At 63.0% G+C, this 22,886-nt stretch carries 19 protein-coding genes and 1 tRNA gene; 11 read left to right on the top strand and 9 right to left on the bottom strand.

From position 1 onward, the window contains the following. Positions 1–77: 77 nt before the first annotated feature. Positions 78–1,316 carry an argininosuccinate synthase gene (locus tag VH88_RS08685; protein ID WP_045810901.1) on the top strand — a complete coding sequence of 413 codons (1,239 nt, stop codon included), beginning with the start codon at positions 78–80 and terminating at the stop codon, positions 1,314–1,316. Here the strand turns inward: VH88_RS08685 and VH88_RS08680 are convergent. Genes VH88_RS08680 through VH88_RS08670 form a run of 3 tightly spaced genes read right to left on the bottom strand, consistent with a single transcriptional unit; the run spans position 1,313 to position 4,815 of the window. Then, positions 1,313–2,614 (bottom strand): sorbosone dehydrogenase family protein, encoded by a 1,302-nt coding sequence (locus tag VH88_RS08680; RefSeq protein ID WP_045810900.1) that lies wholly within the window; start codon positions 2,612–2,614, stop codon positions 1,313–1,315. The two genes, VH88_RS08685 and VH88_RS08680, sit on opposite strands and share 4 nt — an antisense overlap. Positions 2,615–2,657: 43 nt before the next feature. Further along, positions 2,658–3,995 carry an acetyl-CoA hydrolase/transferase family protein gene (locus VH88_RS08675; RefSeq protein WP_082064427.1) on the bottom strand — a complete coding sequence of 446 codons (1,338 nt, stop codon included), beginning with the start codon at positions 3,993–3,995 and terminating at the stop codon, positions 2,658–2,660. A gap of 37 nt (positions 3,996–4,032) precedes the next feature. Continuing rightward, positions 4,033–4,815, bottom strand: coding sequence for a phosphatase PAP2 family protein (locus VH88_RS08670; protein ID WP_045810899.1), 783 nt, complete (start codon positions 4,813–4,815; stop codon positions 4,033–4,035). A gap of 279 nt (positions 4,816–5,094) precedes the next feature. Here VH88_RS08670 and VH88_RS08665 point away from each other — a divergent pair, with 279 nt between their 5' ends. Next, complete coding sequence (locus VH88_RS08665) at positions 5,095–6,978, top strand: ribonucleoside-diphosphate reductase subunit alpha (RefSeq protein WP_369796281.1); 1,884 nt, start codon at positions 5,095–5,097, stop codon at positions 6,976–6,978. Positions 6,979–7,194: 216 nt separating this feature from the next. Beyond that, entirely contained in the window at positions 7,195–8,001 is an 807-nt protein-coding gene (locus VH88_RS08660; RefSeq protein ID WP_045810897.1) for a lipid A-modifier LpxR family protein, read from the top strand. A gap of 4 nt (positions 8,002–8,005) precedes the next feature. On the opposite strand, the gene VH88_RS08655 is transcribed toward VH88_RS08660, so the two are convergent. Further along, complete coding sequence (locus tag VH88_RS08655) at positions 8,006–9,760, bottom strand: gamma-glutamyltransferase family protein (protein ID WP_045810896.1); 1,755 nt, start codon at positions 9,758–9,760, stop codon at positions 8,006–8,008. Between the two features lie 144 nt (positions 9,761–9,904). Here VH88_RS08655 and VH88_RS08650 point away from each other — a divergent pair. Beyond that, positions 9,905–9,981 (top strand) — tRNA-Arg (locus VH88_RS08650). 259 nt (positions 9,982–10,240) lie between these two features. Here VH88_RS08650 and VH88_RS08645 read toward each other — a convergent pair. After that, on the bottom strand, positions 10,241–10,549 hold the full coding sequence (locus tag VH88_RS08645) for a hypothetical protein (protein ID WP_045810895.1): 309 nt from the start codon (positions 10,547–10,549) through the stop codon (positions 10,241–10,243). 168 nt (positions 10,550–10,717) lie between these two features. Between VH88_RS08645 and VH88_RS08640 the strand changes: the two genes are divergently transcribed. Next, positions 10,718–12,670 carry a site-specific DNA-methyltransferase gene (locus VH88_RS08640; RefSeq protein WP_045810894.1) on the top strand — a complete coding sequence of 651 codons (1,953 nt, stop codon included), beginning with the start codon at positions 10,718–10,720 and terminating at the stop codon, positions 12,668–12,670. 1 nt (position 12,671) lies between these two features. Then, the gene (locus tag VH88_RS08635; RefSeq protein ID WP_045810893.1) at positions 12,672–15,371 is read left to right on the top strand and encodes a DEAD/DEAH box helicase family protein; all 2,700 of its coding nucleotides are present in this window, start codon (positions 12,672–12,674) and stop codon (positions 15,369–15,371) included. A 68-nt stretch (positions 15,372–15,439) separates the two neighbouring features. Here the strand turns inward: VH88_RS08635 and VH88_RS16250 are convergent, their stop codons facing one another. Beyond that, positions 15,440–15,721 carry a hypothetical protein gene (locus VH88_RS16250; protein ID WP_045810892.1) on the bottom strand — a complete coding sequence of 94 codons (282 nt, stop codon included), beginning with the start codon at positions 15,719–15,721 and terminating at the stop codon, positions 15,440–15,442. A gap of 95 nt (positions 15,722–15,816) precedes the next feature. On the opposite strand from VH88_RS16250, the gene VH88_RS16720 reads away from it, so the two are divergent. The 4 genes from VH88_RS16720 to VH88_RS15385 all read left to right on the top strand — a co-directional run bounded on the left by VH88_RS16720 (position 15,817) and on the right by VH88_RS15385 (position 18,386). Beyond that, positions 15,817–16,350 carry a GIY-YIG nuclease family protein gene (locus tag VH88_RS16720; RefSeq protein WP_369796280.1) on the top strand — a complete coding sequence of 178 codons (534 nt, stop codon included), beginning with the start codon at positions 15,817–15,819 and terminating at the stop codon, positions 16,348–16,350. 253 nt (positions 16,351–16,603) lie between these two features. Continuing rightward, positions 16,604–16,867, top strand: coding sequence for a hypothetical protein (locus VH88_RS08620; protein ID WP_045810890.1), 264 nt, complete (start codon positions 16,604–16,606; stop codon positions 16,865–16,867). 11 nt (positions 16,868–16,878) lie between these two features. Beyond that, complete coding sequence (locus tag VH88_RS08615; protein WP_156146786.1) at positions 16,879–17,175, top strand: hypothetical protein; 297 nt, start codon at positions 16,879–16,881, stop codon at positions 17,173–17,175. Then, positions 17,175–18,386, top strand: coding sequence for a site-specific integrase (locus VH88_RS15385; RefSeq protein ID WP_052689533.1), 1,212 nt, complete (start codon positions 17,175–17,177; stop codon positions 18,384–18,386). The genes VH88_RS08615 and VH88_RS15385 overlap by 1 nt, the downstream gene beginning before the upstream one ends. Before the next feature lie 225 nt (positions 18,387–18,611). Here the strand turns inward: VH88_RS15385 and VH88_RS08605 are convergent, their stop codons facing one another. After that, positions 18,612–19,805 carry a site-specific integrase gene (locus VH88_RS08605; protein WP_197071038.1) on the bottom strand — a complete coding sequence of 398 codons (1,194 nt, stop codon included), beginning with the start codon at positions 19,803–19,805 and terminating at the stop codon, positions 18,612–18,614. A 739-nt stretch (positions 19,806–20,544) separates the two neighbouring features. Between VH88_RS08605 and VH88_RS08595 the strand changes: the two genes are divergently transcribed. Further along, entirely contained in the window at positions 20,545–20,841 is a 297-nt protein-coding gene (locus VH88_RS08595; protein WP_045810887.1) for a hypothetical protein, read from the top strand. Positions 20,842–21,804: 963 nt separating this feature from the next. Here VH88_RS08595 and VH88_RS08590 read toward each other — a convergent pair. Beyond that, positions 21,805–22,245 carry a RusA family crossover junction endodeoxyribonuclease gene (locus tag VH88_RS08590; RefSeq protein ID WP_045810886.1) on the bottom strand — a complete coding sequence of 147 codons (441 nt, stop codon included), beginning with the start codon at positions 22,243–22,245 and terminating at the stop codon, positions 21,805–21,807. 182 nt (positions 22,246–22,427) lie between these two features. Beyond that, positions 22,428–22,886 (bottom strand): hypothetical protein (locus VH88_RS16245; protein WP_045810885.1); only part of this gene is annotated, 459 nt, incomplete at its 5' end.

Genomic DNA, 22,886 nt, shown 5'->3' with positions numbered 1-22,886 from the left:
AAGGTTGCATCGCCGCACCCCCGGTCTTATGCGCGCGTCAACTCCCCGACTGACCGCCCCTTGCTGAAAGAGCCGCCATGTCCGCCCCCGCCGACAAGCCCGTCAAGAAAGTCGTCCTCGCCTATTCGGGCGGGCTGGACACCTCGATCATCCTGAAGTGGCTGCAGACCGAATATAACGCCGAGGTCGTGACCTTCACCGCCGATCTGGGCCAGGGCGAAGAGTTGGGTCCGGCGCGCGAGAAGGCGCTGAAGCTGGGCATCAAGCCCGAGAACATCTTCATCGACGACCTGCGCGAAGAGTTCGTGCGCGACTTCGTCTTCCCCATGTTCCGCGCAAACGCTCAGTATGAGGGCGACTATCTGCTGGGCACCTCCATCGCCCGGCCGCTGATCTCCAAGCGCCAGATCGAGATCGCGCGTCAGGTCGGCGCCGACGCCGTCTGTCACGGCGCAACCGGAAAGGGTAACGATCAGGTCCGGTTCGAGCTGGGCTATTACGCGCTGGAGCCCGACATCCGCGTCATCGCCCCGTGGCGCGAGTGGGAATTCCGCAGCCGCGAGGCCCTGCTGGACTTCGCCGAGAAGAACCAGATCCCGATCGCCAAGGACAAGCGCGGCGAGGCGCCCTTCAGCGTCGACGCCAACCTTCTGCACTCCTCGTCCGAGGGCAAGGTGCTGGAAGACCCGGCGGTCGAGGCGCCCGAGTTCGTCCACCAGCGCACGATCAGCCCCGAAGACGCGCCGGATAAGGCCACCGTCATCGAGATCGGCTTCGAAAAGGGCGACGCCGTCTCGATCAACGGCGAGGCCATGTCGCCCGCCACGATCCTGACCGCCCTGAACCAGTATGGCCACGACAACGGCATCGGCCGTCTGGACCTGGTCGAGAACCGCTTCGTCGGCATGAAGTCGCGCGGCGTTTATGAGACCCCCGGCGGGACCATTCTGATCGCGGCCCACCGCGGCATCGAAAGCATCACCCTGGACGGCGGCTCCATGCACCTGAAGGACCAGCTGATGCCGAAATACGCCGAGCTGATCTACAACGGCTTCTGGTTCTCGCCCGAGCGCGAGATGCTGCAGGCCGCCATCGACAAGAGCCAGGAAAACGTCTCCGGCACGGTCAAGGTCAAGCTGTACAAGGGCAATGTCTCGGTGATCGGCCGCGAAAGCCCCAACAGCCTGTACGATCAGGACCTGGTGACCTTCGAAGAAGGCGTCCAGGCCTATGACCACAAGGACGCGGCCGGCTTCATCAAGCTGAACGCCCTTCGCCTGCGCGTCCTGGCCAAGCGCGACGCACGCAAGAGCTAGGGCGTCTTATCCGACCGGGCGATCCTGAGGATCGCCCGGTTTCGGTCGTCCGTGACCCAGATCGATCCGTCGGCGGCGACGGCCAGCACGACCGGCGCGCCGCGCGGCTGAAGGCCTGCGACCGTGTCCCAGCCCGGCGTCAGAACCTTGCCTCGCACGCTGGGCGCGCCGGCGGGATAGGGCAGGGCGCCCCGGGGATAGATGGCGTAGCGGCCGCCGATATCGGTCAGCGGGCGGCCCTCGCCATCCGTCTCGGCCGCCACGATCCGGCCGCCCGCGCGACGATATCCGTGCCAGCTCATCAGCAGCCGGCCGCGCAGTTCGGGAAACATCGCCCCGTCGTAATAGATCAGGTCCAGCGGCGCGGCGTGCGGCGGCAGCAGGGCGACCGGGCGGTCGCGCTGGCTGCATCGCGCCTGGCCCGCGCTCCAGCCCGGCAGGGGCGTCGCCAGATCGACGCAATAGGGCCAGCCGTAATGGCCGCCCTGACGCAGGACATTGATCTCGTCATAGGGATGGTCGGGCGTGGTCAGATCGACGGAGTTCTCGCCTTGCAGGATCGTGCCCGACGGGTGCCGGACCAGGGCGATGGAGTTGCGCAGGCCCGAGGCGAAAACGGTGCTGTCGTCGGCCCAGCGGCCGTTGCCCAGATAGGCGTGACGCCGCACCTGGGCCGTCGCCGCGCTGTCGATGCAGGCGCCGGAAGCATTGGCGCGCGCCCGGCCTCGCGCATCCACGCAGCGGTCGCTGGGGGCGCCGACATTGACCAGCAGGTCGCCGTTCTCATCGAAGACGAAGCTGGACAGGGGGTGGCGATTGGCGTGCAGACGATTGTCAGGCAGGTCGCCGATCACGGTGCGCACCGTCGCCGCCGGATCGGCCGCGTCGGGGTCAAGTGTCAGGATGCGGTTCATCTCGGACACATAGATGCGCCCGTCCGGCCCGCGCGCCGCCGTGTGCGGCATGCTCAGGCCTTGCGCCAGCTGGCGCCAGCGCGGCGCACCGTCGACGCCGAACGACAGCCGCCAGATCGCGCCGCGTCCCTGATCCCAACTGCCCAGATCCGTCACCAACCAGTCGCCGTCGTGTAGCGCCAGCAGGCCGCGCGGCATTCGCGGTCCCTCGGCCCCCGTTCCCTGCCAGACCAGCCCCAGGCAATAGCCGGGCGCCATCCGCACGGTGGTCATGGGCCGCCCGCCGCAGTCGCCGTCGGTCGCATAGGCGCCTTGCGCCGCCCTGGCGCTGACAGGCGCGGCGACGAGCAGGGACAGCAGGGCCAGCAGGCGGACGGTCTTCATGACGCCAGAAGTCCCGACGGACGGCCCAAGATCAAGTGGGGCGTCAGATCAGACCCTGCTCGCGCGCCGCCGCCGTCAGGCCGTCGCGAAACTCGGGCGCGGCCAGGGCGATCAGGGCGCGGGCGCGCTCGCTGGACGACTTGCCCTTCAGATTGGTCCAGCCGTGTTCGGTGGCGACGATGTTGGTGTCGTTGCGGGGGGTGGTGACCGGCCCGTCAAGCCGCGCGACGATGCGTGAGGCCGTTCCCTTCGCCGCCGTGGAATGACAAGCGATGATCGACTTGCCGCCCTGCGATCCATAGGTGCCGCGCACGAAGTCCAGCTGGCCCCCGGCGGCCGTGAACTGGCGCCCGTTCAAAAACTCCGAGCAGCAGGCGCCGGTCAGGTCGACTTGAAGCGTGGCGTTGACCGAGATCATCTTCGCATTGCGTGCGATCACGGCCGGGTCGTTCACATAGGAGACCGGATGGGCCTCCATGCCGCGATTGCCGTCGAGGAATTCATAGGTGTTGAGGTCGCCCATCGAGAAGGCGAAGACGCCCACGCCCGGATGCAGGGTCTTGCGGGCATGGTTGGCCACGCCGGCCTGCATCAGCTCGACCAGGCCGGGCGTCAGCATCTCGGTGTGAACGCCCAGATCGCGGTGGTCCATCAGGGCGTCGCAGACGGCGTTGGGCAGGGCGCCGATCCCCATCTGAAGCGTCGCCCCGTCCTCGACCAGGCCGGCGATGATGCGGCCGATGGCCAGGTCCGCCGGCTGAGGCTCGGCGCGCGGCACGACCAGCAGGGGCGCAGCATGTTCGACGATGCCGGCGACCTGGGATACATGGACGGTGCAGTCGCCGAACACGCGCGGCATGTGCGGATTGACCTCGACGATCACCGTCCGGGCCGTCTGCGACACCGGCTTGGCGTAGTCGGTGTTGGTCCCGAACGAGAAGAAGCCGTCCGCATCCATCGGCGAGACGGTGCAGATCAGGGCATCCACCTTGACCTCGTCGCACAGCAGGCGGGGCGACTGCTGAAAGCCCGTGGGGATGAACTGCACGGGGTTGGGGCGGCCCTCCTCGTGCGCGCGCTGTTCCAGCCGGCGTTCGATGGCGCTGTGGAACAGGCTCCAGGGGCGGATCCGATCCATCAGCTCATAGCGCAGCACCGTGTCGCCTGCGATGGCGGTCGAGAGCAGGTAGTAGAGGTTCACATCCTCGACCTCGCCGCGCTCGGCCCGTTCGGCCAAGGCCTTGAGCAGGGCGGGCGGCTGGGACACGCCGAGGCCCATGGCGACCTTGGCGCCCGAAACGATCAGGGCGGCGGCCTGGTCGGGGGTCTTCAGGCGTTCGGCGTAAAGGGCGGCGTGGTCCATGGCGTGCGTCTCCGTCATGTCTCCAGACTAGCCTGCCGAGCGGCGGATGGCGGGCCTAGACTTTGGTCGCGGCGATCGTCGTCTCGACCTCGATGGGCGACGGCTCGTCCTGCAACGGCGCCCGGCGGCGCTTCTGCCAGCGCGCCACCCCATAGGCGACCAGCCACAGGGCCATGGCCCAGGCCGCGCCGACCGCCCAGCCGGCGAAGACGTCGGTGGCCCAGTGGGCGCCCAGATAGATGCGCGTCAGCCCGACCAGCAGAGCCAGCAGAATGCCGACGCCCAGGACGAAGACCTTGAACCGCTCGCGCGGGAAGGCGCGGGTCAGCATGACGGCGACGCTGAGATAGAAGACGGTGGAAAGCAGGGCGTGGCCGGACGGGAAGCTGGCGTTGATCGTCTCCACCGCCTGCATGGCCGCAGGGGGGCGGGCGCGTTCGAACACGGCCTTCAGGCCCTCCGAGAGCGCGACGCCGCCGGCCAGACCCACGACCAGCAGCAGGGACGACAGCCATTTCCGCTGGCTCAGCAGAAAGACGATCACGATCAGGGCGAACAGACCCAGCACCGAGATGCCGCCCAGCGAGGTGATGTCCGCCGCCGCCTCCTTCAGCCACCACGGCCCCCACGGTCGGCCGGGATCGTCGACATAGGGCCGCATAAGCGCCAGGACGTGAAGATCGAAGGCCTGCCCCTCGCCCTCGGTCATCTCATCGGCGAGGCCTGCGAAGCTCAGAACGCCGCCGGCGACGACCAGCAAGGCCAGAAGCGCGGCGATCTCCGTGCGGGCGACCGTCAGGACGCGTATCAAAAAGGCGCGGAAATCGGAAAGCGTCATGGGCGAGCCAACGGCCAAGCTGGGCAGTCGTTCCGATCACGCGTTCGTGATCACGCTGTCTCTGGCGCGTAAAACGGACGTGCTGGCTTGCGTGCGGGCTTTTCCCCAGACGGCTGGGACTTGTCCGACCGATTCGCCCACAATGGTCGGCGTCAACCCGTTGACGGGTCATTAGGCATATGCGCCCTATATGTGGGCTCGGGGAGCGCAGAGGCCACAAGATGATGTGGTCGCGGCGCGGGCGGCTCAAACGATTTTTTGTTCAGGACGCAGATGACCATGGCTGGCGGCGAGGCATTGAAGACGACGGAATTCCAAGGCGTTGCGGCGACGCCGACGCCGGAGCGCCCCCACCTGACCGTGGTCAAATCGGTTCAGGTCGACCGCTCGCGCGACGATCTGCTGACCGACTTCGGCAAGAAGACGCTGGAAGATCGCTATCTGCTGCCGGGCGAAAGCTATCAGGACATGTTCGCGCGTGTCTCGACCGCCTTCTCGGACGACGCCGAACACGCCCAGCGCCTGTATGACTATATGAGCCGCCTGTGGTTCATGCCGGCGACCCCGGTCCTGTCGAACGGCGGCGCGGATCGCGGCCTGCCCATCTCCTGCTTCCTGAACGCGGTGGGCGACAGCCTGGACGGCATCCAGAACGTCTGGAACGAGAACGTGGCCCTGGCCTCCAACGGCGGCGGCATCGGCACCTATTGGGGCGGCGTCCGCTCCATCGGCGAAAAGGTGAAGGGCGCCGGCAAGACCTCGGGCATCATCCCCTTCATCCGCGTGATGGACAGCCTGACGTTGGCGATCAGCCAGGGTTCGCTGCGCCGCGGTTCGGCCGCCGTCTATCTGGACATCCACCACCCGGAAATCGAAGAGTTCCTGGAAATCCGCAAACCGTCGGGCGACTTCAATCGCAAGTCCCTGAACCTGCACCATGGCATCAACGTCACCGACGCGTTCATGGAGGCGGTCAAGGTCGGCGGAACCTTCGATCTGAAGTCGCCCAAGACCGGCGAGGTCGTGAAGACCGTAGACGCCCGTTCGCTGTGGACCAAGCTGCTCGACATCCGCATGCAGACCGGCGAGCCCTATCTGATCTTCTCGGACACGGTGAACCGCCAGATGGCGCCGCACCAGCGCGACCTGGGCCTGAAGGTCAAGCAGTCGAACCTGTGCGCCGAGATCATGCTGCACACCGGCCGCGACCACCTGGGCGTGGACCGGACCGCCGTCTGCTGCCTGTCGTCGGTCAACGCCGAGACCTTCCTGGAGTGGCGCGAGGAGCCGCGCTTCGTCGAGGATCTGATGCGGTTCCTGGACAATGTGCTGGAGGACTTCATCCGCCGCGCCCCGCCCGCCATGGCCGCCGCCGTCTATTCGGCCAAGCGCGAGCGTTCGGTGGGTCTGGGCCTGATGGGCTTCCACTCCTTCCTGCAGGGGCAGGGCGTGGCCTTCGAAAGCGCCATGGCCAAGTCGTGGAACATGCGCCTGTTCAAGCATCTGCGTCGCGAGGCCGACAAGGCCAGCCGCCTGCTGGCCGAAGAGAAGGGCCCGTGCCTGGACGCCGAGGAGCGCGGCGTGATGGAGCGGTTCAGCCACAAGCTGGCCATCGCCCCCACCGCCTCGATCTCGATCATCTGTGGCGGCACGTCGGCCGGCATCGAGCCGATCCCGGCCAACATCTACACCCACAAGACCCTGTCGGGCTCTTTCGCAGTCAAGAACCCCTATCTGGAGCGCCTGCTCGACGAAAAGGGCATAAACACCGAGGCGGTGTGGAGCTCCATTCTGGAGAACGAAGGTTCGGTCCAGCACCTCGACGCCCTGAACGAGGACGAGAAGGGGGTGTTCAAGACCGCCTTCGAACTGGACCAGCGCTGGGTGATCGAACTGGCCGCCGACCGCGCGCCGGAAATCTGCCAGGCCCAGTCGCTGAACCTGTTCATCCCCGGCGACGTGAACAAATGGGACCTGCACATGCTGCACTGGTCCGCCTGGGAACGCGGCGTGAAGTCGCTGTACTATCTACGCTCCAAGTCTGTGCAGCGCGCCGCCTTCGCGGGCGCCGAGGACAAGGCCGAAGAAGTGATCGATCCCAATCAGCCGGATCTCTTCTCCCTGCCCAAGACCGACTACGACGAGTGCCTGGCCTGCCAATAAGGCCATCTGCATCGAACGACCCGAAGGGCTCCGCGACAGCGGGGCCCTTTTTCGTTTGGGAACCCCGGCTGGTCGTCCTCGTTCAAAAGCGACGAAACCATGTCCAAAAGCCGTTGGACTCCCGCGCCTGAGGGTTGCAGTGTGTGTCCAGCGGATCGGTGGGGAGACCGGATGCGATTAAAGGCCTGTATTGTCGGCTTGGGGGGCGTGTTGGCGATGGCCGGCGCGAGCGCCGCCTGCGCACAGACCTGGGCCCCCAACGCCTTCGACGCCTCGCCCGATGTCGAGGCGCGCCTGACTGAACAGACAAGTTTCCGCGTAGCACCTGACGCCCGGTTCGGCGCCCAGATCGAAATCCCGACCGCCTTCCGTCCCGATGACCGATCCGGCCTGTCCGCCACCACGCGCAACGACGTCTGGATTGATCGCACCGACTTCACCGACCGGGTGACGCTGGAGACCGCCGGCCGTCTGCGCCGCGCCGACGGTTCTCCCCTGCCGGTCACGCCCGTCGATCGGGCCGAACTGGACTCTGACGCCTATGACCTGCGCTATGTGCGCGGTTTCCGTGGTGCGCGCGGTCATACCGCCTCGGGCCTGGAAGTCAGCCTGACGCCACACGCGGGCCTGGGCGTCGGCAGCGAAGGCCGTTCGGCCGAGGCCGGCGTCACGCTCAAGATCGGCGAGGGTCTGGATCGTCTGGCCCCCAACGGCCGCGAGCGGTTCGGCGAGCGGCCGCGCTGGTATCTGTATGCCGCCGGATCCGGCAGAGCCGTCGGCTACAACTTCGCCCGCACCCGCGACGGCGAGTACGCTCGTTCGGGCTATACCCAGGACAAGGGCAGCTTCCTGGGCGACGCCTCGATCGGCGTGGCCTATCGCAAGGGCGACATGCAGACGTCGTTTGGCGTCGTCTATCGCGAGATCGACGCCGGCAAGGGTCTGCGCGGCATGAACGGCCTGGACACCGACGTCAGCGAAGGCCTGCTGGCCTTCCAGCTGTCGATCCGTCCCGGCCGCTGAGCCTTTAGCGAACCTCCGAGAGCGCCACGCCCTCGCGACGCGGATCAGCCCCGCCGTCCCAGCGACCGTTCCGCCAGATCGCGCCATGCAGGCCCGAGGTCTCGGTGGCGTTGGGCTTTAAGGCCATGCCCGCCGCCGCCAGGGCGTCGCGGATATCCGGCGCGATCATGTCGGTGTCGGCCCCGACCATCTCGCCCCGCACCACCAGATTAGGCAGGGCGATCGCCTCCTGCATCGACAAGCCCCAGTCCATCGTCCCGACCAGGGCCTTGGCGACATAGGCCAGGATGCTGGACCCGCCCGGCGAGCCGATGGCGCCGACCAGCCGTCCCTGACGATCCAGGATCAGCACAGGCGTCATCGACGAACGCGGCCGCTTGCCAGCCGCCACCGCGTTGGCGGCCGGATGTCCGTCCTCCAGCGGCGTGAAGGAGAAATCGGTCAGCTGGTTGTTCAGGAAGAAGCCGTCGACCATCCGCCCATTGCCGAAGATGCTCTCGACCGTCGTGGTCATGCTGACCGCATTGCCCCAGGCGTCCACCACGACCATGTGCGAGGTGCCGCCCGGCTCGGCCGTGTGATCGGCCCCGCGCGGCGGCGACCCCGTCGGGGCGCCGGCCTCGACCGGGCCGTTCACCTGCGGGGCCAGGGCCGCGCGCGACGCGACATAGTCGGGATCCAGCAGGCCCGCGATCGGCACGCCGACGAAATCGTTGTCGCCGATGTAGCGGTCCCGGTCGGCGTACATCAGCCGCTGCAACCGCCCGAACGCGACCCAGGCCTCAGGGCTCTTGGCCCCCTTGTCCAGATCCGGCGTTTCCTCGGCCATGGCCAGGAACTGCAGCAACGCCACCCCGCTGGATGGCGGCGGCGGCACGCAGATCACATAGGCCTGATACGGCCGGCAAAGCGCGTCGCGGCGCAAAGGGCGATAGCGGGCGATGTCCGCCTCGGTCAGGCCGCCGGGACGCGGCCCTTCGCGAACCGCCGCTGCGATGTCAGCCCCGATCGTCCCGCCATAAAAGACGCCCGGCCCCTGCTGCGCCAGTCGCGCGACCGTGTCGGCGTAGGCGGGGTTCTTCAACCTATCGCCCGCCTGATACCGCGTGCCGTCCGGCTTGGTGAAATAGGCGCTGGCCCACCGCGTCCGCGCCTGCGGACTGCGTCCATTGATCATGCCGGCCAGACGCGGGCTGACCGTGAACCCGTCGCGCGCCAGCCGTTCGGCGTCCCCGAACAGATCGCGCCAGGCCAGCTTGCCGTGATCCTTCTGCGCCATCGCCAGCATGGCCACCGCCCCCGGCGCCCCGGTCGAGCGGCCCGACAGCACCGCGTCGATGAAGGGCAGGGGCTTGCCGTCCTCATAAAACAGTTCGGGCGTCGCCGACGCCGGCGCCGTCTCGCGCCCGTCATAGGCCGTGACGGTCCCGGTCTCGGCGTCATAGCTCATCAGGAAGGCCCCGCCCCCAAGGCCCGACGACTGCGGCTCCACCAGACCCAGCACCGCCTGGATCGCCACCGCGGCGTCCACGGCCGATCCGCCACGCCGCAACACGGTCATCCCCGCCTCGACGGCCAGCGGATTCGCCGCCGCCACGAACGGCCCCCGAGCGGGCGATGCGGCCGGCGACGGGGCCGACACGGCCTGCGGCGATGCTGTCGTCAGCGAGGGCGCGCCTTGACTGGCTGTCGCGGTCTGGCATCCCGCCATGAGGACGGGAACCAGCACAGCGACGATCTGGCGACGGAAAGAACGCATGGAAGATCCGAAAGCAGGGGAGCGTCAGACAGGCCTAAGCCGTCGCAGCCGCCACGCCAACCGCTTCAGACGCAGAAACTGCATTCCCCCGCTTGCGTCCGCCCGATCCACCGGCTAAAGACCCGCCCTCGCCGCAAGGCAGCCGCACCCGTAGCTCAGCTGGATAGAGCATCAGACTACGAATCTGAGGGTCGGGCGTTCGAATCGCTCCGGGTGCGCCACTTTCCTGAATGAAAACAGAAGCTTGCTGGTAAACGACATGTCGTTGCCTGTCTGTGCCGGTCATTCCGACTCGTTCCGGGATTTTCTCATTGGAGTACAGAGGGTTACTCCAGTTCCCGCACGGCTCTGCGGAAATTACCAAGGCTTCCCTGGCAAGTTTTTGGCAAAGCCGCCACTGGCTGGCATCTGATTCTACGAGGGATTTGCTCGGATCAATGACGAACGGCGATTGCACGGTAGCCCGGAACTAAGCCCCGCTCAGAGACTGCTGTTCGCAGCTATCGAACGCGGTGGACCAAGGAAGCCTCGCAGGCGATCAACGAGTTCTGACACCGAGGCCGTCTCACACTGCCAGATAGTCAGGACACGCCATCCGCTCGCTTCCAACGCCGCCCGCGCCTGGATGTGATTTCTGCCTTCGCGCCGCGCTACCTGCCCAATACCATCAACCGAGTTGTCCAGTAGGTCGAGGATACAATCGACCAAGTCGATATCGCGCGTGAGCATCGCTATGAAGAAACTCTTCGACGGGTTCGCGTTGGCGCGATCCGGCTGCACATCGGTCATCAGTGGTCTCCCCACGCACCATAGTGGTGGTTAGCTGCATCCAGTCAAGGTTGTTGGATTATAGAATGTGCTCGCCTCGGCGTAGTGGGGCACCGCCTTGGCCATAATCTTTAAACGCCTCCTCGGATGGCATGGCGATCAGCCGATCGTGCAGCTACTAAGGTTCATATGACTATCGACATCGACCATGTAGCCGACGCCACCCCCGATCTTCGCGAAGCCATGCTCGATCGGTTGCGCAAAGCCGTTCCCGAGGCGTTCGTCGATGGAAAACTCGACGTGGTCAACTTGGCGAGCCTCGCCGGCGAAGCGACCGACACTGCTGCCGAAAGGTATGGACTGACATGGCCCGGCAAGCGCGAGGCAATTGCGATGTTGCAGGCACCGACGCGCGCCACACTGGCGCCTGATCGGGCCGAGAGCACCGACTTTGACAAGGCCGAGCACGTCTTCATCGAAGGCGAGAACCTCGAAGTGCTGAAGGTCCTGCATCGATCCTATCAGGGTCGTGTGAAGCTGATCTACATCGACCCGCCTTACAACACGGGCAAGGATTTCATCTACCCAGACGACTTCGCCGACCCGCTGGATCGATACCTGCGCATCACCGGCCAGAAGGACGCAGCCGGCGACCTCCTGACCAGCCTGCCCGAGCGCAGCGGACGCTTCCATTCCAACTGGCTTTCCATGATGTACCCGCGCCTAAGCCATGCGCGGCAGTTGCTGCGAGAGGACGGGTTCATCGTCGTGAGCATCGACGATGCCGAGCAGGCCAATTTGGTTCGGTTGATGGACGAGGTCTTCGGCGAGGAGAACCGCGTCGCGGTCCTAGTCTATGATCGCAATCGGAAGAACGACGCCAAACTGTTCTCGGTCGGGCACGAGTACATGGTGGTCTACGCACGCAACAAGGCGTGGCTGAAGGAGTCAGGGGTGAAGCTGCGGGCACCCAAAGAAGGTGTGGAGGAGGTCCGGGCCGAATTTGACCGACTGAGAGACATACATGGATCGGACTGGACGAAAATTCGCGCCGACCTGATCTCCTACTACAACACTTTCGAAGACGAAGACCCCCGACTGCCGCTCGCCCGGTTCAATAAAGTCGACGAGAAAGGCCCCTATCGGGATGACGGTGACGTCAGTTGGCCAGGCGGCGGCGGACCCCGGTACCGCATATCCCATCCAGTCACGCGGAAACCGGTGAAACAGTCTGTCCGAGGCTGGCTGTATCCGACACGAAAACGTTTCATCGAAATGTGTGCGGCTGGCCGCATAGTGTTCGGCCCTGACGAAAAAACCGTACCTGCGATCCGCTCAAACCTGTTCGAGGCCGACACCCAGGTCATGCACAGCGTGACCTTCAGCTACGCACAAACGGCCACGCAGCAGTTCAACGCCATCTTCGACAACAAGAAGGTCTTCGATAATCCGAAAAGTTACGCTGATCTGGAACGCCTAGTTCGTTACCTTTCGGAGCCGGGCGACATTGTGCTCGACTTTTTTGCGGGTTCGAACACGACTTTGCACGGCGTGCTACGCGCGAATATCGGTGAGAGAACGCCCCGTCGTGGCATCGCCGTTCAGATGGCTGAACCGATCGAAGCAGGCAGCGAATCCGGCAACAACGCCCTGGCATTGGGCCTGAAAACTCTGGCCGACGTATCGCGGGAACGCATCCGCCGCGTGCTCGCAGAGGCCGAGCACAAAAACACCGGCGCCAACGTCCGTTGCTTCAAGATCGCAGCCTCGAACACACAACGCTGGAAGGGGGTGCAGGAGCGCACGGTCGAAGCATACCAGGCCCAACTCGACGCCTTTATGGACACCCTGACGCCTGGCTGGAAGGTGGAGGACGTCATCTGGGAAGTTGCCCTCCGCGAAGGCTATAGCTTGACCAGCCGCGTCGAGCCCGTAGCCGTTCCCGGCGGCGGGACCTTCCATCGCGTGACCGACCCGGAACGTGGTTGGTCGTTCATGATCGGCCTGGACGATGCGCTGACCTTCGAGCAGGTGCGCTCTCTGGGGCTGAGCAGAGACGATCTCTTCGTCTGCCGAGATACGGCGCTGGACGATACCCTTGCCGCCAACCTGGCCCTCCAATGTCGGTTGAAGGTTATCTGACGTGGAACTGCGCTTCGACGCCTCCCAGGACCATCAGCTTGCCGCCATCGACGCCACGGTAGGCGCATTGGAAGGGCAACCCTTTGTCCTCAGCCGGTTGACCATTCCGACCGGCGCGCATTTCCAGGTCGTCGCAAACCGCCTCGATCTCGACGCCAATGAGATGCTCGCGAATGTCAGGGCGATCCAGGGCGAAGCCGGCCTGCCTGTCAGCGACGCGCTGGAGTACGTTGCGGCCGAAACCGACACCCTGATCGGGCCTCAGACCATCGCGTTTCCGAACTTCTCGATAGAGATGGAGACGGGGACGGGGAAGACTTACGTCTACCTGCGTACCGCTTTGGAGATGTTCACGCGCTACGGCTTGCGGAAGTTCATCATCGTCGTCCCCTCCATCGCCGTGCGCGAGGGCGTGATGAAGACCCTGGCGATGACAAAGGCGCACCTCGAGTCCCGTTACGGCCCCTACCGGTTCAACGTCTATGACTCGAACAGCCTAGCTAGGCTGCGCAATTTCTGTCTGTCCGATGGACTGGAGTTCATGGTCATGACCATCGACTCCTTCACCAGCGCCGGCAACGTCATCCGACAGTCCAAGGACGGCCAAGACCCGCCGATCTATCAGCTTCAAGCCACTCGGCCCGTTCTGATCTTGGACGAACCACAGAACTTGGAAACCGACATACGCAAAGCGGCCCTGGCGTCTTTGAACCCGCTGTTCGCCCTTCGATACAGCGCCACCCACAAGAACAGCTACACGCTCCTCCATCGGCTGACCCCCTACGACGCTTACCGGCAGGGGCTGGTGAAGCGCATCGAGGTGGCGTCGGTGGTCGAAGCCGACAACGCCAACCTGCCCTTTGTCAGGGTCGACGAGATCGTGGCCAAAAAGAAAAACTTGTCGGCGACTCTGTCCGTCCAAAAGAGGCTGGCAAACGGGACCGTGCGGGAGACCGCGATCATCGTCCGACCTGGCGACGACCTCGTGGTCAAATCCGGTCGTGCCGACTACGAAGGCTTCGTCGTCGACGAGATCAACCTCGGTGCCGGCTTCGTGCGGTTCGAGAACGGCGTCGAGGTGCGACTAGGCACGGCCGTCGGGACCGAGCGCGAGGCAATCTTGGAAGCGCAAATCCGCTACACCGTCGAAGAACATTTCCGGAAGCAGCGCAGGCTACGCGACCTCGACCTGAAGGTCCTGTCCCTGTTCTTCGTCGATAAGGTCGACAACTATGCACCCGACGACGGCGTGCTCCGTAAGATGTTCGTTAAGGCGTTCGACGATCTGAAGGGCGGCTATCCCGAGTGGGCGGAGAAGAGCGCTCATCAGGTGCAGGCATCATACTTCGCCAGCAAGACCCGCAAGGGGGGCTCAATCGAGGCTGTGGACACCACCACCGGCAAGACCAAGGAGGACGAGGCCGCCTTCAATCTCATCATGCGAGAGAAGGAGAAGCTGCTGTCCCTTGAAGAGCCTGTCGCCTTCATCTTCTCGCACTCTGCCCTGCGCGAGGGCTGGGACAATCCGAACGTCTTTCAGATTTGTACGCTCCGGGAAGTTGGATCGGAGGCCGAGCGCCGTCAGCAGGTTGGGCGTGGCGTTCGCCTGCCTGTCACCCAAGCTGGTGAGCGGCTGAATGACGACAGAGCAAACGTTCTGACCGTCGTCGCGAGCGAGAGCTACGAGAGGTTCGTTGCCGGTCTCCAGAGTGAGATCGAGGACGCCTACGGCAAAGCAGGAACGCCACCACCGCCGGCCGATAAGCGTCGCCAGATCGACCTCAAGCTGCGCAAAGCGCATATGCTGAAGCCTGAGTTCCAAGCGCTGTGGGATCGGATCAAGCACCGTACGCGATACTCTGTCACCATAGACACCGAGGCCTTGGTCTCGGCCGTCCTGACCGATCTCGATGCGGCGACGATCCGCAGTCCGCGCATCGTTTTGACCAAGGGGGAGATGCACGTCTCACCGACGGAGGAACTGTTCGAGGCGATCCAACAGAGCGGGGCAAAGACGGCTGTCGACCTTGCCGGGCGATACCCGTTGCCTAACTTGGTCGAAGTCATGGAATCGCTCATGGAGGCAACGTCGCCCCCCATGCGCCTATCGCGCCGCACGCTCCTGGACATCCATCGTCGCACGACGAACAAGCAGGCGGCTCTCAGCAACCCCCATGCCTTCGCGGTCGTTGCCGTCAACATCATCAAGGAGAAGCTGGCCGACCAGTTAGTCGCCGGCATCCGCTACGAGAAGGACGGCGATTGGTACGACATGAGCCAGTTCGCCGATGTGATCTCTTCCTACGCCGACCGCGTCGTCAGCAGCGAAGCATCCTCAAAGGGCGGCGGCACTCACCTCTATGACGGTGTGCCTATCGACTCAGAGACCGTTGAGCGGCCGTTTGCCGCTATGCTCGAGAACCGACTGGACGTGAAGCTGTATATCAAGCTGCCGAGATGGTTCGAGGTCGACACCCCGGTCGGGAAGTACAACCCCGATTGGGCGGTCGTCATGGACGATCCCGAATCCGACGGCGAAACGCTGTACCTCGTCCGGGAGACCAAGGGCGGCGAGTCGCTGGACGACCTGCGGCCGGCCGAACGACGCAAAATCGCCTGCGGCAAGGCCCACTTCGTCGGCGCCCTCAATGTTGACTACGACGTGTCCAGGCCGCCTTTCGGACCGACATCTCTTCCCTAGGCGATTTTAACTGCATCGAAGTTACCGCATTGGTGGAACGCCATCGATAGCTGCAACAGCGTTAGCGCTCAGGCCTCGCCTGCCGGGAGTTTGGTTGTCACCACCACGCCCGTCTCAGAGCCGTCAGGTCCATTGGCAATAAACCTCACCCCCTTCGCGGACAGTGCTTGGATGATAGCGTCTGAAGTGGCGGGTCTTAACGCAAGCACACCCGCTGCCGCCTCGGCGCGCTTGATCGTGATCACGTTCAGCCCGGAAGCTGAAGCCAAGTCAGATGCCGACATGCCGACCAAGGCACGGGCAGCCTTGATAAGACGCCCAGTAAGCTGATCGCCCTCAATCGCGCGCATCAGCGCCCAACACTTGCAATGAGACTTTTCGTATCATATTCTTCTGTGGCAGGGCGAGGCGCCGATTGTGTTGGGCTTGAGGAGGACCACGTGTGATGCTGGCAGAATTTCAAATGTATCCTGCGAGATCGTTGGCGTCGTCCTGGGCCGAGGTAGTCGAAGGACCAGGCTGCTACATCATGGTCTTGCTGGATCATGAAAACGAAGTGAACGCTGCACTTCTGTCGCATGCGTCGGAGGTGCCCGTCTTCGCTATGTGGCCTCTGCTTTACGTCGGTGCCACCGGGGATAACCTGCGCGCTCGCCTCAAGAACCACCTTGGTCTTGAGACGCGCGCTTCGTCGCTTCGTCAAAGCGCAGGCCTCCTTCTTCAAGATAGCCTTGGGCTTCACGTTCACCCCATCGCTGGTGAACGGTACTTTTGCTTCAGTGACGAAACTATCCTGACTGAGTGGCTGCTCGAAAACACTCTCGTGGGCATCTGTCCGCATGACGATCCGTTCTCCCTCGAGGACCAGTTCCTCGCCGCTCAGCCTGGGTTGTTCAACATCAGTGGATGCGCGCCGACCCCGATCACTCATCGTCTACGCTCACTCCGGGACCGAGCCAGCGGCCGTCATCTCCAATAGCCATCCCGGCGCGCACAGACGTAAACCGCCTGATCCCAATTTGGGACATAGTTAATGCCCGCGCCTGCTTGCGACACGCGTGAAAGCCCACTGTGACGAGTTCTGCCAGTCTTACTGACATTCACTGCCAGGATGTCTGACAATAAGGCTATATTTTTCAATATGATACAAATCCACCTTGGCGTGGTCTGTGCAGCGGTTGTGAGCATTGAGGCATCGCGATCTGTGGTGCCAGAGCGCAAGGAAACCAAAAATGGACACCGATTTCGACGACCAATTTTACATCACACGTGCGCCACGCCGGGCTATTGAGAGCCTCGCCGACGACGTCCTTCGCGGAGCCGGCCAGATCGCTGCTTTTCTGTTCGGTGAAGCCACCGCTCGTCGCCGCGTCTACGACTTGGCGGACTCTGGCCGGTTGCCGATCTTTCGTTTGGGCACGACAATCTGCGCGCGCCGCTCCACCCTCATGGCGTGGATTGCAGCGCAGGAGCGCGCGTCGCGCGAGGTGGCGTAATGCGCACATTCTTGGACATCCAACAAATCACCGTCAGCCGTGCCCGGAAGCCGGATAAGCACGGCCGCTACGTTTGGTCGGTGTTCTGGGTCACTTCCACTAAGACTGTGGTGCAATCTTTCTCAAGCGAAAAAGCAGCGCTCGAAGCCATCGTCGCCCATAAGATCACTTCACCCAAACACCCGGCTTTGACGCCGACGTTGGTCTCAGCCCTGCCATCTGCGATCCCATCGACCAAAGCCATCTGTGCCTGGATGGATATCGCGGATGAACTGCTTCAAGCGGCGATCACCCGGAAAGCAGCCTAATGCCGGTCACTTTCAACAAGACTACCAAGAAGTGGGTCGCCGACTATTCCGACAAGGGGGGCAAGCGTCATCGCAGAGGGTTCGACACCCGCAAGGACGCTAAGGCACATCTGCTCGAAGCTGAGTCTATGATTAAGAATGGGTCGTTTCGCTCAGAAGCCGAGCGGATGACCGTCGGAGACCTTGGGCTCATCTATATCGAGCACTCGCGAAAACGTGTGTTGATCAAGGAGATCGATCAGACCACCCACCTGAACTACGTTGCACATGTTGAGCGGTATATTATTGGCAGCGGCGACTTGTGGACGAGCCAGAAGCCAGAGATGGCGGGTAAAGGGTTTGCGTACCCGCTTGGCAACTTCAAGCTGAAAGACCTACGGGTAGCACATGTAAATCGCTTCATCGATGAGATGCAGGGTTTGCAACTGTCGATGTCGTTTATCGCGAGCGCAACAAGCACGCTGCGCCGAATGCTGGATTTGGCAGTTGAGCGAGACTGGCTTGTTCACAACGTGGCCAAAAACTCCAAACGCCTGCGACGTCGCGTGGATGATCCTGTTTCACGAGATATTGAAGCTGATGATGAAAATGATGGAGACGTCTTCATTCCCGAGAAGGTCGAGGTTGCAGCACTGTGTGCAGCATCGCGAGCGACATCCGGTCCGGTCTTGCGGTTCGCCGCTGCTACAGGTCTTCGGGGCAGCGAGCAGCGCGCGTTAACCTGGCGTAATGTCGATCTTGAAAAAGGGACGGTGCGAGTTCGCCGCCGGATCAATCGGCTCGGTCAATTCGGTCAACCCAAATCGCACGCCGGACGTCGCACCATACCGTTGGCTGAAGGCCTCGTGAACGCATTGGCGCAATGGAAAGAGCAGTCTCGCTTCAATAGTCCTGACGACCTCGTCTTCCCGAACGGACGAGGCAATCCTCAAACCCATTCCAACTGGCGCCAGCGCTTGTTCCAACCCGCGTGGACGCGAGCGCAAGAACTGAACCCCGAATTGATAAACCGGCCGCTTTGGCGCTGGCACGACCTGCGTCACTTCGCGATTTCGTGCTGGATCGAGGCTGGGGTGCCGCTCAAGCAAATTCAGAAATGGGCCGGTCATAGCAGCGCGCAGATGACCCTTGATCGCTACGGACACCTCTTCAAATCTACTGACCATTCGGCTGCTATCCAGCAGATCGAGTCTGACGTCTGGTGTCCTTAATCTGGTTGGCAATTATCTGGCAATCGCGACCCCTAGACCACTTAACCGTCCTAAAAATCATTTGGTAATTCAGAGAGTGACCGCCAAAACAGGTTGCTGAGCGTCGCACACTACGAATCTGGGGGTCGGGCGTTCGAATCGCTCCGGGTGCGCCATTTCTTTACCTGCTAAATTAAAGTCTTAGCGGCGAGTTGGCACCCGCGGGCATGATCTCGGCGATCAATTTTACAGTTCTTTTACACCCGGTTTTACAGTGCCTGGTTGGGCGCGTTGTTCGGGTGATAGCGTCTTGCGCGCGGTCTGACGTTCGATCGCTTCATCGATCCGATCCTGGGCCGCATCCGCCATTCGCCGGCGATCGGCTTGACGGCGATAAATTTTCGCAGCGCGGTCGGTGGCGTGCTCGAGCTGGGTCATGATCTCGGCGTCGGAACCCCCCGCGAGTGCGATCTCGGTCCCCCGGGCATGGCGCAAACCATGAATATCTAAAGGGCAGGCCAGCTTCCCGCTGGAGTCGGTGACGGTCCGGACCTGGCCCGTCGTCCCCAACCGCAACAAGAGACGGTTTATTGCCTGATTGAGCTGGCGCTCCTTAAAGGGGTGGCCGTCCGCATTATAGGCAATTGTCGCCGCCGCATCGGGAGTGCGGTCGAGAAGCGCGGTGAGACGAGGGTCTTCGCGCTTGTCACAGGCCACCTTCTTTTTTTCGGTGATCCAATGAAGGCGCACCTGCGCAAGCCCATTGGACGCGTGGCCAAAGACACGTGCTGTAAGGGGCAGTGCGCAGATTGTCTTGCGACGAAACCCACCCCAACGCCCTAAGGCGATCGCCCTCGCCAAGCCGGGCTGTTTACGTGCGATCGCTTCCTCAATGGCCGCCTCGACCTCCTCGTCGGTCCATATCGGATGGGCCTCGCCAGCATCATGCGGTCGCTTCACCTTAGCGAGTTTGGCGAACGGGTCGCCTTGGATGCGCATGTCAGCCTGATCGTCGATCGCGGGAGCCAGGGCGTTCTTCAAGAGTTGCATGCGCATGTTAGCCGCGCGATGTCCCCGCACCGCCAAGGCGTCGCGAAAAGCGCGCAGAAAGGCCTGGCTGACCTCGGAAAGGAGGACATCGCCGATATCGACTTTCATCTCGTCGATGTAGCCCTGATAACCCCGCTGCGTCAGGCGCGCGAGGGCGAGGAACTCGGCGGATCGGTTGTAAGCGGCCAGCATGCCGCCGACCGTATTGGGGCGTGGCGAGCGCGCAGCCTTCGCAGCGGCCTCGAGTTTGCGCAGAATGGCCGCAACCTCGAGCGCGAGCGCTTCGCTTCCGTCGTCGGAGGAGAGCGGACCCTCCCGATAGTCGCCCTTGCGAAAATAGAGTCGCGTCTTGCCCTCGCCAGACACACGCTGGACGTAGCGGATTTTCATCCCCGTTTGCCGAGCGCACGCGCTCGAACGCGATCCAGCGCGGCTAGGGCCTCATCAACGACCGGCAGAGGCTCCGACGTGGCCGCCTCACCTTGGAGTCTCGTCAGACTGCGGGGAGACAGGGTCGCCAGCCAACGGTCTACGTCTGTGCGACTGAACCGGACACAGTTGGCGCCGATGTCCAGGGGGGAGACGGGACAGATCTTCTTGAGCGTATGCGTGCTGAGGGATGTGTAGCCCGACAGGTGCTCGCGGGTCATGAGAGCGGGCCAAGCCTCTATCCGGAGCTTTTGCGCAGGCGGCGCCTCGGCAGAGCTGGTGCTCTGCTTTTTGGGTTTGGGGCGAGGCGCATTGTTCAGCGCGCTCGGTCTGATGGACGAATGACTGCGTACCCGCGCAGAAACCATGGCCCGAAGCTGGCGGTCGCGGCCCTCTACGGTGGCAGACTGAACAGGAACCCGTGTCGAAAACCCCATGTGCGACTCCTACATAACACTAGGGGCGGGTATTTATATGCGCTAAAAGGCCCACACAAGCAAATTTCGTGTCACGATACATGACATGGGTACCTTTCCGACCGACAGTGCTGAGGCTCTAACGGCTAAACGCCTGACGTCGCAGTGGAAAACCATCTTCAATGGTCAAGCCCTATTTTTGCGAGTAAAAACAAAAAGATAAGGGTAGACAGGAAGTAGCGGGCCGGTTCCAATGGGCTAGCAACAAGAGAAAGGAAGTGCCTGTGTTTAAGCCTGACCCAACCGAGAGTGCCGGCTCCACCGCTGCGCGCGACGAGCAAAATCCACCTCAGCGCGCCATCGGTGCCGACGGTGGCGCTATCGCTCCGCCGCAGATCTTCGATCATCTCAGCTACATGTCTCAGGCGGAGCTGACGGCGGATGAGTGCGAACGCGTCCTTTGGTTGCTGAGCGAAGCGATCTTTGCGGCCGCCGAAGAAGACAAGGCTGTCAGCGTGGCCGGTCTGGGAACCTTTAGCGTGACCGCCTCGAACACAATCCAGCTTCGGTGTGACGCTTGAGATTCCGCGCCCCTCGCACTGCTATCTGTTTCAGCTGTGTGCATGGCTCACCGACGGAACGGTCGAGCGCCGAAGCCTTGGATCAGCGACGACTGGCTCGCAGCTGAGATCAGTCGTGAAGGCCGGTTTGATCGCCTGGTGGCTTTACCTGATGCCTTTGTGCAGAATGAGATCACCCATCCCCTGCCGTTTGAATAAGCGGATCTGACGACTCGGCATGCAAGTACGAGCTCAATCAAGATAGCACGGGTCGCTGCGTGTGTGCTTTCGAGCAGGTCGGACCCTGCCTGGTGGTGCATGGCTGCGCGGGGGGGGGGGCAGTGAACTCCGACGACCGGCTTGGATGTGCGCCGGACTTTCTGTTCGCGCCAGCGCCGTTAGGACGGTCCAACCCCGTGCTAGCTGGTGCGGCATGCATCCCTTGCCCGCTATGTCGATAAGGGATCGAAAATGCCTTGAACCTGCGTGACGGTCAAACAGCGCTACTCACGCTACGGTTCGAGTATTAGCTGTCGTAGCACGGGCCCCAGGCGCTTTGACCGCGAGAGTTCGGAAGAGGGCAGCGCTTGAACACACCTCAAGGTTCACCCGACCCGAGGCTCCCCCGCCGGCAATGGAGATCCGGCTGAACTGCCTCGAAGAGCTCGAACTTTGGGGGCCAAGACCCACCGCCATTGCTCGCCGCTAAACTGCCCAGCCGACGCCGGATCGTATCGCGTATGGCACTCGCGGCGAGCGATTGATCAGGGTCGCTGCAGAGGTGGCCGTGCTTGCCAAGCCGCTCCTGCAGAGCCGCTACGATACCCGTCCGTTTCGACATACGCTGGCTCGGTATGGTCCCTGTGCCCTAGGGTGGCACAGCAAGATGCTGAACGCGGCGTGGCGAAGACGACCTCTAGAAACTGCACCGGGGGATGCGTGGCCGCCGTTAGCAAACGTATTTCTTAAGGGAGCTCCAACCGCTCAAGGCAACGCCCGGATTGAGACGTCGACGCCCGTGACAACGTCGTAGCGTTTCTCGGCGGAGAGTTTGACCACGTCTCGGTCGTTTCGAAACGCAACTGAAGCGCATCCGTCCAATACGGCCTTGATGACGTTATCCAAGTCCGGCCGTTTGGCGGGGAGGTTGGATCCGCTGAGCATGGCGTCGCGCTGCCTTGGCGTGGAGGACGGCGGCGGCGCTAGGCGAACGATCATCTGGACCTCGACGGCGCCCGCAAAACCAATGCCGCCACCCATCGCCTGGGCTGCGGCCAGTCGGACTGTGGCCTCGAAGTTTTGCGTCTTCTGGGGCGTGTACACTCTGCCGACGCCATGGCGGTTGGACATACGGGGACGCTCCTTAGCGCGTGGCAATCCAGGCACCCTGAAGGCTATGACGCCTATGATATCGTCTGGTGGCATGTAATTCCTAGCTAAGACGGGGAGGCGCTCGATGGCGCGGGCTTCGGAAATTGTTCAATGTTTCTGGCGCGTCAGTCACAAAATCTGCGGGACTCAAGCTGGTTTTTATTCGCTCATTTCGTGACAGGGCGCAGGGAGACGTCAGCGGCAGCCGCCGCTGACGCTTATGGCGCACCCCAAGATCACGAGAGTTTCGCGCCGAGCTGAAGCGCGAGGTTCACGCCATCTTCGGACCCGTCGTCGAAGAGGCGGTAGAGCTCCTGAGCATCCAGATAGCTCTTGAGATACTGACGTGCGAGCTTCCGGCGCGAGCCAATCTGACCGGGCTGTTTCAGCGCGGCCTTGGGCTCCCAGCTCGCCTCGGCCGGAGCGTAGTCCCCGAAGTCCGCGTCCTCGCCGCCCTTGGCGCGGTTCAGGGCCATGAGCGCCTTCATCGCCCCATCGGACGTGCGGATGCCGTACCGTTCCATAATGGCGTCGATCGATTGATATCGATGACCGGTCATACTTGCGATGGTGTAGGGGTGCACGTCAGCCGAGATGAGTTTGACGACGCAGGTATGGCGCAGCGTCTGGAGCGTGAGCCAAGTCCGCCCTCCCTCATGCACATGGGCCCGGTGATCCTCCCTCGGTTTGGTGGA

The sequence above is a fragment of the Brevundimonas sp. KM4 genome, assembly GCF_000964075.1.
GTDB lineage: Bacteria > Pseudomonadota > Alphaproteobacteria > Caulobacterales > Caulobacteraceae > Brevundimonas > Brevundimonas huaxiensis.
This window is presented reverse-complemented; position numbering and strand designations above follow the sequence as displayed.